Origin of the sequence: Colwellia psychrerythraea 34H, from assembly GCF_000012325.1 — a bacterium.
Taxonomy (GTDB): Bacteria; Pseudomonadota; Gammaproteobacteria; order Enterobacterales; family Alteromonadaceae; genus Colwellia; species Colwellia psychrerythraea_A.
Genome location: NC_003910.7, coordinates 4,437,451 through 4,450,506, shown reverse-complemented (window position 1 = coordinate 4,450,506; position 13,056 = coordinate 4,437,451). Strand labels below are relative to the sequence as shown.

At 38.6% G+C, this 13,056-nt stretch carries 12 protein-coding genes; 4 read left to right on the top strand and 8 right to left on the bottom strand.

All coding sequences use genetic code 11. The annotated features are described in order from the left end of the window. Nucleotides 1-207: 207 nt before the first annotated feature. From CPS_RS18930 to CPS_RS18905, 6 genes are all read right to left on the bottom strand, one after another. A complete protein-coding gene (locus CPS_RS18930; protein WP_011044957.1) occupies nucleotides 208-759 on the bottom strand; it encodes a siroheme decarboxylase subunit beta in 552 nt (183 codons plus the stop codon). Between the two features lie 89 nt (nucleotides 760-848). After that, entirely contained in the window at nucleotides 849-1,361 is a 513-nt protein-coding gene (locus tag CPS_RS18925) for an Lrp/AsnC family transcriptional regulator (RefSeq protein ID WP_011044956.1), read from the bottom strand. Continuing rightward, the gene (locus tag CPS_RS18920) at nucleotides 1,354-2,472 is read right to left on the bottom strand and encodes a siroheme decarboxylase subunit beta (RefSeq protein WP_011044955.1); all 1,119 of its coding nucleotides are present in this window, start codon (nucleotides 2,470-2,472) and stop codon (nucleotides 1,354-1,356) included. Before CPS_RS18920 ends, CPS_RS18925 begins: the two co-directional genes overlap by 8 nt. Nucleotides 2,473-2,474: 2 nt before the next feature. Next, on the bottom strand, nucleotides 2,475-3,716 hold the full coding sequence (locus CPS_RS18915) for a cytochrome D1 domain-containing protein (protein WP_011044954.1): 1,242 nt from the start codon (nucleotides 3,714-3,716) through the stop codon (nucleotides 2,475-2,477). A gap of 121 nt (nucleotides 3,717-3,837) precedes the next feature. Continuing rightward, nucleotides 3,838-4,209 (bottom strand): c-type cytochrome, encoded by a 372-nt coding sequence (locus CPS_RS18910; RefSeq protein ID WP_011044953.1) that lies wholly within the window; start codon nucleotides 4,207-4,209, stop codon nucleotides 3,838-3,840. A gap of 351 nt (nucleotides 4,210-4,560) precedes the next feature. After that, nucleotides 4,561-5,127 carry a bacteriohemerythrin gene (locus CPS_RS18905; protein ID WP_011044952.1) on the bottom strand — a complete coding sequence of 189 codons (567 nt, stop codon included), beginning with the start codon at nucleotides 5,125-5,127 and terminating at the stop codon, nucleotides 4,561-4,563. Nucleotides 5,128-5,526: 399 nt separating this feature from the next. Here CPS_RS18905 and CPS_RS18900 point away from each other — a divergent pair, with 399 nt between their 5' ends. The 4 genes from CPS_RS18900 to CPS_RS18885 all read left to right on the top strand — a co-directional run bounded on the left by CPS_RS18900 (nucleotide 5,527) and on the right by CPS_RS18885 (nucleotide 10,810). Further along, the gene (locus tag CPS_RS18900) at nucleotides 5,527-7,155 is read left to right on the top strand and encodes a cytochrome D1 domain-containing protein (protein ID WP_011044951.1); all 1,629 of its coding nucleotides are present in this window, start codon (nucleotides 5,527-5,529) and stop codon (nucleotides 7,153-7,155) included. Between the two features lie 291 nt (nucleotides 7,156-7,446). Then, nucleotides 7,447-9,258, top strand: coding sequence for a NapC/NirT family cytochrome c (locus CPS_RS18895; protein ID WP_011044950.1), 1,812 nt, complete (start codon nucleotides 7,447-7,449; stop codon nucleotides 9,256-9,258). 471 nt (nucleotides 9,259-9,729) lie between these two features. Then, nucleotides 9,730-10,143, top strand: coding sequence for a VF530 family DNA-binding protein (locus CPS_RS18890; RefSeq protein ID WP_011044949.1), 414 nt, complete (start codon nucleotides 9,730-9,732; stop codon nucleotides 10,141-10,143). Between the two features lie 34 nt (nucleotides 10,144-10,177). Beyond that, nucleotides 10,178-10,810 (top strand): alpha-ketoglutarate-dependent dioxygenase AlkB family protein, encoded by a 633-nt coding sequence (locus CPS_RS18885; protein WP_041737136.1) that lies wholly within the window; start codon nucleotides 10,178-10,180, stop codon nucleotides 10,808-10,810. 40 nt (nucleotides 10,811-10,850) lie between these two features. On the opposite strand, the gene CPS_RS18880 is transcribed toward CPS_RS18885, so the two are convergent. Continuing rightward, complete coding sequence (locus CPS_RS18880) at nucleotides 10,851-11,426, bottom strand: hypothetical protein (RefSeq protein WP_011044947.1); 576 nt, start codon at nucleotides 11,424-11,426, stop codon at nucleotides 10,851-10,853. A 242-nt stretch (nucleotides 11,427-11,668) separates the two neighbouring features. Beyond that, complete coding sequence (locus CPS_RS18875; RefSeq protein WP_011044946.1) at nucleotides 11,669-13,006, bottom strand: multifunctional CCA addition/repair protein; 1,338 nt, start codon at nucleotides 13,004-13,006, stop codon at nucleotides 11,669-11,671. Between the last annotated feature and the right edge of the window lie 50 nt (nucleotides 13,007-13,056).

Genomic DNA, 13,056 nt, shown 5'->3' with positions numbered 1-13,056 from the left:
CAAAGACTTATATACAGCGTTATTTATTTTGATAAGGGAATAACCATTATCTTTAATTAAAGCCTTGCCTCTAAACCTTTTAATTCTCGCTGAGCGGGAAATAACTTAATAGGCTTGGTATTACATACCTTGTTTTTCGGCGTTGCTCTTTATACGATTAATGTAATCTGGTTATAAGTCAGTTATACCTTTGGTATTACGCTACTATTACTTTTTTAATCGCAAACCTGTTTTTTTCAGTATTGCTGTGCTGGTTAACATATCATTACTTTTGGTAATAATGTCTTGACTTGAATCATGGTTGCGGGTGACCAAGACCTCTTTTAACAATTCTTTGATCTGGCCCCGATACTTGGCTATTGATTCTTCTGTTTTTCCATGCACCATGGCGAATAAGTTGTAATTCCAGTCAGGTAAAAAGCGTGGTCTTAAATAACAATGACTAACAAAAGGTAATCGGCCAACAGCATCGCCAAATTTTTCAGCTTGCTCATCATCAATATCCCATACGGTCATTCCGTTAAATTGATAACCTAATTTATAGTGATTAGGTACAGCGGCAATGCGTCTGATAATGCCACGTTCCTGCATGCTTTTGGTCAGGCTAAGTACTTGCTCAACACTAAGGTTCATTTGCTCTGCAATCGCGTGATAAGGCTCCTGAATAATAGGCAAACCATTTTGGGTTAATAAAATGTATTGTCTTTCTTGATCGCTAAGTTTTTCTTGCGTTATTTTTTCTTGAGTGACTGTAGACATAATGTAAACTCTTTTGTATGTGGCGTTTGGACTCAGTAATTAACAAGCTTCGCTGCTATTTTTTAACGAGTAATCGATTAAACGGGTAGTTATACTGGTAGGTATAAACTCACATAGAACTCTTTTAGTTTCGGTACGTTGAGCACCTTTAAACCGGTTTTTATTTCAATGGCTTGTACTACTTGCTCAATTTCTTCAGCCGACTCAGTGGCGATAACAAACCACATATTAAAATCATGATCTCGGCGGTAATTATGGGCTATTTGCTCAAAACTATTCACTTGCTCGGTAACAAAGTCAAAATCAGCTTCAGGTACTGCTAAAGCTGCTAGGGTAAAAGCGCCACCTAGACTAGCTGCATCAAACATGGGGCCAAAACGGGTTAGTACTTTTTCACTGCGCAATTTTGTTAAGCATTCAATTACGGCTTGTTCTGTACTTGATATTTCTTCGGCAATTTGTGCAAAAGGGCGCTCACAAACAGGTAAGCCATGCTGTAGTAGGTTGATTAATTGTTTCTCTAGCGCAGAAAGTTCAACAGTTTGGCATTTTCGGCTTTTGCTTATACTTTCGGTCTTAAGTGGACTGCTGCTATTATCCATGGGCTTGTCCTTGTTTTTTCATGTCGTTGTTATTTTCTGTTTTACCCGCACTTATATTGTTGGTTTTCGCCTTCTTGCTGTTTGTTTTAAAATAACGAGCACCATGTTGTTTATAAGCTTTGAAGCTAAACAGCACATCTTTTTCAATAGACTCAAGGCCAAGCTGCTCGGTGATTTGGCTTATTTGCTGTAAAACTAAGCTTCTATCCGTGCCATGAATCATGCAGAACAAGTTATAAGGCCAATCAGGTAGGCGTCGAGGGCGCTGGTAACATAGTGATACCGGAGCACACTTTGCTAATTTCAGGGCAATGGCATCCATGTTTTCATTCGGAATATTCCAAACAACCATGGCATTGGCGTCATAGCCTAACTTTCTGTGCTTAATGACTAAGCCAAAGCGACGGATCAAACCTTCTTCTTGCCAAAGCGAAATTTGCATAAGCACTTGTTGCTCAGATAACGCGAGTTGCTGGGCAATGGCTTGGTAAGGGAATAAATGCGTTGGTAAGCCTTTCTCAATAGCTCGACGTAAGGCTGTTTTTTCAATGTCAGTTAAGCTGGTTGTGTCATTATTATCAAAAGTAACAGGTCTATTTTCTTGATTGGAAGTAGGGCTTTCTATGCCAGTAACATTGATACTGAACGCTAGATCAATATGATAGGAGGCTTCCATGGGTAAGACTAAAACAGGTAAACCTGTGAGTAATTCAATGTTTACTATGGTGCTATTGAGTGCCACCATATCGCTGGCTGTTACTACAAACCATAAATTATAAACATGCTCTCTGCCGTAGTTATGATTCACTTGGTCAAATTGGTTAACAATGCCGGCAATTTTATCGAGGTCTTTTGCTGGCACAGCAAGGGCAGCTAATGTGCTAGCGCCTGCTTTTTTATGATCAAATACTGGTCCAACACGTGATAGCACTTCTTGGCTGTTTAGATCATCAATGGCTTGAAATACTTCCAACTCATTCGTAACGATATTAACGTCAGCCAGCTGCTCAGCAATCGTTTTATAAGGCTGGCTGGTAAGTGGAAAACCCTTTTGGCTATTATTAATAATGTCTTGCTGTAATTGACTAATGGTTGCGGTTTCTTTAGTCATGATTATAAGCCTATTTGGTGTGCGCGACTGGTAAAGAAAATACCGCTCGGGCTTGATGATTTGAGTGTTTTTTGTAACGTTTGAGTTTTGGTGTCGTATATCTGAATTTCATTGCTATCGCGTACTGACATCCATACGTGTTCACCACGTGGCGTAAATTCCATATGCAAAACAGCAGGACCAGGCGTTAAGGTTTTTACTAGCTCAAAAGTTTCGGTATTAAATATCTGAATGGTGTTGTTGTCAGGGTGGGCAAAGTTAACCCATATTTGTCGGTTATCAGGCTGCGCCATAACAAATATTGGTTGGCTATGCGCAGGTATTGCAGTTACTTGTTCCCATGTTTTAGTGTTTACTACTAAGACTTCATGTCGACCCACTGCAGGCATAAAAGCGTAGTCGCCAGCGATTGCCCAACCTTCTAAATGCGGCATCTTGTACACGGGTAATTTCTGTTGGCCTTTACCGTAATTGGGTAAAATGCGTTTAACACCTTTTTCTATATGCCATAAGTCAACGAGCGCCATGCCGTCTTCACCAAATAAACCTGCTATATAATAGCGACCATCAGGGCTAATTAAGGCGTCATAAGGAAATAGGCCAATATCCGTAAACTTGGTTAATTTAGGCGTTTTATCTTGCTCAATCGTTGAGAAGTCGGCAATCCAAATTTCATGACTATCAAATAAGCTAAAAACAAATTTGTTGTTTGGCGCATCCACTAAGCCAACTACTTTAGAACGTACAGGACTACCATCTTTATTTTTTGGTTTAGTGGTTAAAATAGAGCTGTCGATTGTGGCAACCAATTCAAGAGTTTCACTATTAAATACTTTTACGCCGCCAGGTGTGTAGTTTGAAACGGCAACTAATTTACCATCTTGGCTAATTGCCCCGCCAATGCTATTACCTGACTGCATTACGCGTTTAGCAATTTTGTCTTTAAGAATATCTATTTTAGTTAAACCACCATCACGGCCAAAAACATAGGCGTAGCGTTGGTCACGTGAATAAACAATAGAAGCGTGAGATAAATCACCTAGACCATCGATTTCTGCTAACACTTCTTGATGGGTATGGTTAACAATTTGCACTTGGCCAGTGGCGCGTTCAATAACAACCCCCATATCCCCTGTTGCGCGAAGTGGTGTTTGAGCTGTTTCATTAGACGTTTGACTAGCGCAAGCGGCAATCACGCTAGACAGTATTGCAATGCTCGCTAGTTTTAATAAAGATGTGTTCATCAGTTATCCTTTCATGGTGCTTTTATTAGTGCTAAAAGTCTTTGCTGTTATATTTGGTAAAAGTGTTTTTGGTTTTGAGTATTATTTTTTAATACATTGCATTAGCTATTACATAGTTGATTTATTGTTTAGCTACTTTTCCCGCTTTTAATTGTTGAGAAATCCACAATGCTTCTTGCTCAGTTAATAGTGGCTTCCATGGCGGCATTGCCGTACCAGTTCGGCCATATAAAATAGTATGCTGTAAAAACGGTACTGATTTTCCTTCAAGATTTTCGGGTAATAACGCGGGGCCTAACCCCCCTTTTAAGGTCATACCATGGCAAGAGCCACAATCTTGTTTAACGATATGAGTAAGTTGATCTTTGCGTGCTTTAGATAACTCTTTTTCACTGGTGATATCGTTAGCTGCAACAGCAGCTGTAACAAAGGTAAGGCTTAATAAATGAGTAGCGAGAGCTAAGCCGCTTAAGGTGATTTTGATAGAACTCATTTTATTTCCACTGTGCTTTTTAAGTTGTCTTAACCTTATAACGCTTAGGGAATTAGTTTTTTGTCAAAGATCATACTTTACTGATGAAGTGCGAGGCTTTTTTGATTTAAATCACTTTATGCGGAATTATACCCATGATACTTCAAAATTCGATTTTCAGGATACCTGTGCAATTCATGATTGAGGTTCATATTTTTATTAAGGGTTGCTCCCTTAAATAGAGAGGTAAAGTGGATGTATACTAATTTTTACTGAATTTGAACTCATTCCGTTGATTTGGTATTTATCAAAAAAAAGAGCTTCTAGGAAGCTCTTTTTTGTGTTCGTCTGTGAAAGGCGTGTGATTAAGTGTTAATGGATACCTTTACTATGTAAGTGTGCAGAATACTGTTTATCAGTACCATTTATATGATTTATTAACCAATCAGTTAAGAAGCTAGCAATTTCTTCAAGTGCATCATGGCCTTTGTCATTGTAAAGCTGTACAAATTTTTCAACTTGCTCAATCATCACTTTATGCTGCGCTTTATGAGCGATTAAATCAGGATAATCGTTGTCTTCCATCATCTTTTCTTCACGCTCAAAATGATACTTGGTATAGCTAATTAATTCGTTTAATGCTTCTTTTTCAAACGACTCACTCATGGCGTAGTCATAAGCGATACTGAAATTATTTAATAAACTAATTAGTTTTTTATGATCATCATCTATATGTGCAATACCAACGCTGTACTCTTCGCGCCATTGTACTTGCTTTGGATTAGACTTTTTCTTGTAAAGAACAGGAATGAGTAATAATACTGCAATGAGAATCCAAGAAATGGGGTTCGCCATACTTGATAAGAAACCTAAAAAGATGGCAACAATAATTAAGCCGATGATAGCCGCATAAATAAATGACTTAGTGCGATTCTCCATGAAAATACCCCTAAAAAAAATATGGTTAAATGATTAGTAACGTTGACTGAATAGTAGCGCTTAATACTGATGAACAAGTAGTTTTTTTATAATTCAATGCGCAATTTATTGACCTTGATCAACTTGTGTATTCATTAAAAGTTATTTTTTTTTAAACTTGATCTGAATCACATTTTCAAAAGTGGATATAGCTGATAGTGCTGATAGTAATATTTCGTTACATAAATGACGCATCAACGTTTTACACATTATTTACAAATTATGAGTAAACAAAATTTCCTGAAGATGCCTTTTTTATCAGGATTTCAGTCGATTGGTTCTTAATAGTTCCGATCTACTAAATAAAAACGACTAACAAGTTAAACAAAAATATAATTTTTAATATCTGGAGAGTACCCAATGAAAACAGTAAAATATGGTCTTTCAGCACTTGGACTTGCAATAGGTATGGCTGCTACTGGTGTTAGTATGTCAGTATCAGCGGCAGAACCAACTTTAGCTGAAGCTGATTATGAAAAAGCAAAACTACAATACTTCCAACGCTGTGCTGGTTGTCATGGTACTTTGCGTAAAGGCGCTACAGGCAAAAACTTAGAGCCAAAAAGCACAATGAAAAAAGGCCAAAAGCGTCTAGAGAAAATTATCGCTTTAGGTACTGAAGGCGGCATGAACAACTTTGATGATTTGTTCACTAAGAAAGAAATTGCCAACATGGCAACGTTCATTCAAATGGAACCACCTGTTCCACCAGAAATGTCTTTAGAGCAAATGCGTTCACATACTAAAGAATATGTTGCTCCGAAGGATTACCCAACTAAACCAATGCACGGTTTAAACTGGAAAAACTTCTTTGTTGTTATCGAACGTGACGCAGGTACTGCGGCAATCATCGATGGCGATACTAAAAAAATCATCACTCATATCGATACAGGTTACGCAGTACATGTAATCAAAGGTACTGAGCATCATAAAGTTGACCATGCAAAAGATGTTGGTCGTTTTTGGTACACCATTGGTCGTGACGGTAAAGTTAACAAAATCGATTTATGGCAAACACCTGACAAAATGTTAGTTGCTGAAACTAAAATGGCTTATGACGCTCGTGATATCGCTGTTTCTGGTGACGGAAAATACGTAATTGCTGGTGGTTACTGGCCTGCGCATTTCGTTATTATGGATGCTGTAACGTTAAACCCACTTAAAGTTGTCTCTACTCGTGGTTACAATACTAAAGGTGAATTCATCAATGAAGCACGTGTAGCTGCAATTTACACTTCGCCGCTAACGTCTTCATTCATCGTTGCTGTTAAAGAAACTGGTCAAATGTTACAAGTTGATTATACCGACTTAGAGAACTTAACCATTACTTCGATTGCTTCTTCTGAATTTTTACATGATGGTTTCTTTGACCCATCAGGTCGTTACTTCCAAATAGCAGCAAATGCTTCAAACCAAATGGTTGTTGTTGATACTGTAGAACGTAAGTTAGAAGCGATTATCGATGTTGAAAGCCTTCCACATCCTGGTCCAGGCGCTAACTGGATTGATAAAAAATGTGGCCCTGTTGGCGGTACAACTCATTTAGGTATGGGACTTGTATCTGTATGGGGTAACGATCCAATCGGTCACCCTGCAGAAGCGTGGAAACTTTGTTATGAAGTTGAAACAGATGGTGCTGGTGCATTTATCCGTACTCACGAAACTTCACAATACGTTTGGGCTGATCAACTTAAGCACCCTGAACCAGAAGTTCAACAGTCAGTGCAAGTATTTGATAAAGATACTCATGAAATTGTTAAAACTATCCGTGTAACAACTGAGCCAGGTAAAGCGGCTTTACACATGGAATTTAACAACGATGGCTCTGAAGTTTGGGTTTCAGTTTGGAACCGTAAAGATGCTAAAAACCCAACAGGTGAAATTGTTGTTTATGATGCAAAAACTCTTAAAGAGTTACACCGCATTAAAGGCTTAACAACGCCTACTGGTAAGTTTAACGTTCATAACCGTATGAACCATAAGACTTAGGTAATTATCTTACCTTTATAGGTAAGCGTTACTAAATATGAATAGGGCATGGCTGATGCCATGCCCTTTTTATTTTCATTTAACTTGTTATACAGATCATGGTTGATAAGTAAGTAAATAAGTGAAAATAAAAAGGGTTGTAATAATTACCTTAAAATTATTACTACGCCTTATAAGCATTGTGACTTCCTTGTTTAAATGAATAGGAAGGCAATGGATAATAATTTCCCTCAACTTTATTGTTAATGGGAAGAGAGCTGAACTTATTAAGAGTCAATTCAAGAGTCAATTATGGCAAATAACACTTTCTTAAAACCAAGTTTTTGGTCACGCCGATTAATCCTCGGCACTACTGTCTCAGGCGCTGTTATCTTCTTTATCGTAGGTATTGTCTTCTGGGGTGGTTTCAATACTGCCATGGAAGCAACGAATACCACCGAGTTTTGTATCGGTTGTCACGAAATGGAAGCCAACGTTTACCAAGAATATAAACCATCAATACATTTTTCTAACCGTACCGGCGTAAGAGCTGGCTGTCCTGACTGTCACGTTCCTAAACCTTGGATACATAAAGTCGTTCGTAAAATTCAAGCGTCAAAAGAAGTTTTTTCTTGGTTAACAGGCAAGCTTGATACCAAAGAAAAATTTAATGAGCACAGATTTGAATTAGCGCAAAGTGTTTGGCATGCCATGAAATCAACTGACTCGAGAGAGTGTCGTAACTGTCACAATTTTGAATCTATGAATCCTGAATTCCAAAAGCCACGTGCACGTAAACAACATTTAAATGCTTTTGAAACAGGACAAACCTGTATCGATTGCCATAAAGGTATTGCGCATCATAACGTACGTGACAAGCTTTCTGATGAAGAATTAGAAAAGCTAGAAGCGCCAAATCCAGACTATATTCGTGAAGTACCACAAGCTTATCGCGAAGGTTTAGCACGTGTAGAAGCGAAAGAAGCTGCAGCTGCTGCGAAAGTCAAAGAAGAAAAAATGGCTGAAAAAGCAAAAACTGAACAGAAAATAGCCTCTGCTGTTGAAGAAGCATTAGCTAATGCTGGTTCTAGCAAAGCGACTACAAGTAAATCATCGAAAGGGTCTGTAAGTGCTGCACCTAGTGCAAGTAATATTAATGTTGATTGGGGCAAAGCAAGCTCGAAAGATATTGGTGTTTTCTATCCTGGTACAGCGTCTATTGAATGGATCCTAGGTCGTAAGCATGGTGGTAAACGTGCCTTTACTAAAGGCGACCGTTGTATTGAATGTCATGGTGAAGAGATTGCGGATATTGGTAACAATATCGTTACTGGTGAAAGTGAGAAGAAACTAGAACCTAATGTTATCCCTGGAAAACGTGGCCATATCGATGTAACGATTGATTCAACGTACGATGCTGAAAATCTATATTTGAGATTTAGTTGGGCTGATGGTGAACATGCAGCTGTTCCATTTGTTGATGGCGGTAAAATGGACCCAGAAAACCCAATGAAATTAGCCTTTATGCTAGCAACTGATGATGTTGAATACGCAGATAGAGCAGGCTGTTGGGGTACGTGTCATGCCGATGCTAACTCTATGCCGTTTGCACCAGATGCTGATACATTGAAAGGTAGTGATTTAGCTAAGCGTCTTAAGTTCGATACGGGTTCAGGTACAGGTGTTACTAAGTATCTTAAAGAATCGCGTACTAAGTTAGAGCTTAAAGGACGTGGCGGTAAAGCGCTAGGTGGTTGGGATAAACTTAAAGATCAAAGCGACATTGATGCGGCACAAAAGTCTAATCAATTTATGGATGTTATTCGCTATAAATCAGGCACCAAAGAAGTAGAAGATGGTCAGATTTTAGCAGAACGCGACATGCATAAAGGCGTTGGCGCAGCTGTTGAAGCTTCACTTAAAAATGGTACTTGGTCGGTAGTTGTTAAGCGTAAGCTTAAATCTGACAAAGCGGGTGATGTGAGTATTGAAACAGGTAAAGTATATAACTTTGGCTTTGCAATACATGACGATTATTCAAGCGCACGTTATCACCATGTTTCATTTGGTTATAAACTAGCACTTGATAATGCTGATGCAGAACTTAATGCTACTAAGCAGTAAATCAATTTAATGATGACTTAGTTACTTTGGTAACTAAAGTAGTTAAATACAAGCCCCTTGTCTTACTTGAGAAAGTAAACAAGGGGCTTTTTTGTTTATACCCAAATGAACTCAAACAGCGGATTTCAGGACAACAGAGTGAGCCATATACAAGACGCATCTTTTTGTTAATGGTTGTTTTCTTAAAAAAGGATGCAACGAAGTAGATGGTTTTCTTCGTTGTCCCCGTAGGGTTGGTTTAGAAATGTTTTATGCTTCGTTATTGGTTTTGATAAGGGAATAACCATTCTCTTCAATCAATGCCTTGCCTAAAGACGTTTCTAATGCCAACTGAAACCCGCATTTTGAATTCACTTGGGTATATATTAAAAGGGATTAACCATGACATCACTCTAGCAAGTGGTATAATTGGTTCATTCGCTGCTGTCAACTCATAGTACAGTTGCCACTTTAGGCCGTTTAGGAATAATAATGACCAATAAAGACATTTATAAGAATAACCCACTACATGGCACTAGCCTTGAAACTGTATTAACAACCTTAGTTGACCATTACGGTTTTGAAATTTTAGCCGCTTACATGAACTTAAATTGTTTTAAGCAAAATGCCAGTATTGAATCGAGTTTAAAGTTTTTGAAGAAAACCCAGTGGGCGCAAGAAAAGGTTGAAGCTTTTTATATGTATCAATATAACAGCTTACCTAAGGCGGACGATGCAAACTTTGAATTGCCACCACGTGACCGTATTGTGCCATCAGGGTTAGAGCAAAGACCACCGAAAGAACTAAGTCTTGACGATGCTGAAGAGTTAAGAATTAAACAAGCTAAGAAAACGCGTGAGCGTGCTGCAGCTGCAACTTCAGCTAATCCTTGGGGCAGTAGATAATCGTTAACTTACGTTAAGATTATTTTATTTAATCATGGACTTATTTTCTTCTTTGCTCGATGAGCCGATTAACATTTTGCCAAATGATGGTGTGGTTAATTACTATGGCGAAATCATGCCTCTTAGTGAGAGCAGTTATTACTTTGAGCGATTATTTAACACTATTGCATGGCGTAACGATCAAGCCTTAGTGTTTGGTAAGATCATCGAAACGAAAAGAAAAGTCGCTTGGTGCGCAGATACGATTGACGGTAAACCTTTTGCCTATAGTTATTCTGGCGTGACCAGATATTCGATCCCGTTTACTGAAGAGTTACTTACACTCAAAAAACTAGTTGAACAGCATAGTCATGAAACCTATAACTCGTGTTTGTTAAACCTTTATCATTCAGGTGAAGAGGGCATGGCATGGCACAGTGATGGTGAAGCAGATTTAAAAGAACAAGGTGCTATTGCTTCATTAAGCTTTGGCGTGGAGCGAAAGTTTGCTTTTAAGCATAAATGTTCAAAAGAAGTTGTTGCCTTACAGCTTAAACCAGGCAGTTTGTTAGTGATGAAAGGCACTACGCAGCAGCATTGGTTACATCGCTTGCCTCCGACAAAAAAAGTCTCTGAACCCAGGATAAACCTCACCTTTAGAACCATAGATAAACCGGAACTTAAGTAAACCTTTGTTCTTTAAGTGCTAAATTTCATGTAGCAGATAGCTAAGCACTAAGGTGCACATAAGAAGACGTACTTGGCATCATAAGGCTGTTGTAAGCATCAAGTTGTTTATTGACCAATGGTTGACTAGCTGCACTGTTGATAGCTTCATTGGTGCGGGTAACTGAACTTGCTGGTAATGTGTCAATCCCTTCATAAGCTGCGCTAACTCTCGGTAATTGACCTACACCTTCTTTTACTGTTTGGTGTAATTGATATAATTCAGCATAAGTAGTTGTTAATGCTGATACCGCACTGCTATTTTCACCCAATTGAGTCGTAGTTGCTGCAGCATCGCCATCGGTACTTGTTTGTAAGTAGACATCAAAAAGTTTCTGCTGTTGTTGATAGTATGACTGCATCAAATCAATGTCTTTGGCTGTTTGGTAATTTGATTTCACATTTTCAACTTGCTCAGCTATTTTGTCATCAGCACCTTGCTGTATCGTGTTCTTTTGTTCAGGTGTTAAAACACCAGTAAAGTCTGGTCTTGGCTCTGGTTGAGGCCAACTAGGCTTAATAGCTTGAATGGTGAACGTTGCTGTTGAGTTATTTGAAGACGCTATTTGCATTGTCATATTAATCACCTTGCTTAGTTAACTTGGTATTACCCAAACCAGACCCTGATTTGATGTAAATATGATAGTTAAAGTGGTGCTAATAAGTTGTTGTCGTTTGTAAATGTCTTGCAATAAATTGTTGCTTGTATTTTATACAGACTGTTTGGTTGTTATAGCTGTATTTCACCATTTTTATAAGGCTATTTAGCGAATATTCTCACTAAACAACACAGGATTTTAAATTGAAAGGCGTATTTTCTTTATTGCGGTGTAGGGTTTAAATGCGCGAAATCGGCTTTAATATTTGCAATAACGCTGAGCCTTTCTTTTGCCATTGCTTCTTTTATAGCAAGACCCTGTAAGCCTTTTTCTAAAAAGGGTTGGGCTGTTACTTTTCTAGCTGCTTTGACTGCTGCTTGTAGATATTGCTCTTGTGGATAGGCACGGTTTTCAAAACCTAAACGACCTAAAAAGTCAGATTTACACGCCATTAAAAATAAATCAAATTCTTCTGGTTTGCGCCAAATATCGAGCTGGTTAAACATTTTCAATAAGGTGCTGGCTTTAAGTTCAAAAGCTTTATGACAATGTAAATGAAATTCACACACTTTCAAAGCAAGTTGTTTGTAATGTGAAGGTACTTTCAGCTGTCCACAGATTCGCTCAACTAAGGGTAAACCCGACGTTTCATGTCCTTTGTGGCTAGGCCATAATTTATCAGAGGTAACACCCTTACCTAAATCGTGGCATAAGGCAGCAAAACGTACTGCAGTTCTATGGTCACTGTGCTCATCAGGTATGGCTTGTGTTAACAACACCGCTTGTTGTAATACCATCATGGTATGTATGCCACTGCATATTTCAGGATGCCAAAGCGCGGGGTTTGGAATGCCCCACAAAACGGCCAGTTCAGGCCATAATTCTTCTAAGGCATTACATTGCTGTAGTACTTCAAAGAAGACTTCAGGGTTACCTGAATTAGTGTCAGAATTAGCACCACCGTCAGCCAAGCTTAATTGCATTTCTTGCCATACTCGCTCAGGCGTTAAACATTTTAGCTCGCCACTAGCACTTATTTCTTGCATTAAAGTAAGCGTTTCATCGGCAATGGTAAAACCATACTTATGATAACGTGCGGCAAAACGTGCGACGCGAAGAACACGTAGAGGATCTTCAATAAATGCATCACTGACATGGCGTAATATACGATCGTTAAGATCGTTTTGGCCGTTGTAGGGATCAATTATTTTACCGTTGTGGTCCATTGCCATGGCATTAACGGTGAGATCGCGTCTAAGTAAGTCTTGTTCAATAGTAACATCTGGGGCGAAGTAGCAGCTAAAACCAGTATAACCTTGACCTTGTTTACGTTCGGTACGGGCTAAGGCATATTCCGCTTTTGTTTTGGGGTGTAAAAAAACAGGGAAATCTTTGCCTACTTGATGATAACCAAGCTTTATCATTTGCTCAATACTGGCACCAACGACTAAATAATCTTCATCTTTTATTGGGCGATTGAGTAACTTGTCGCGTACCGCACCACCGACTAAGTAACTGTTAAGTTCGCTATTTTTAATTTCAGGTTTGCTGGTTAACAAAGTACGACCAAAATGAAGAGAATGTTAAATAAAGTGTATCATAAGATAAG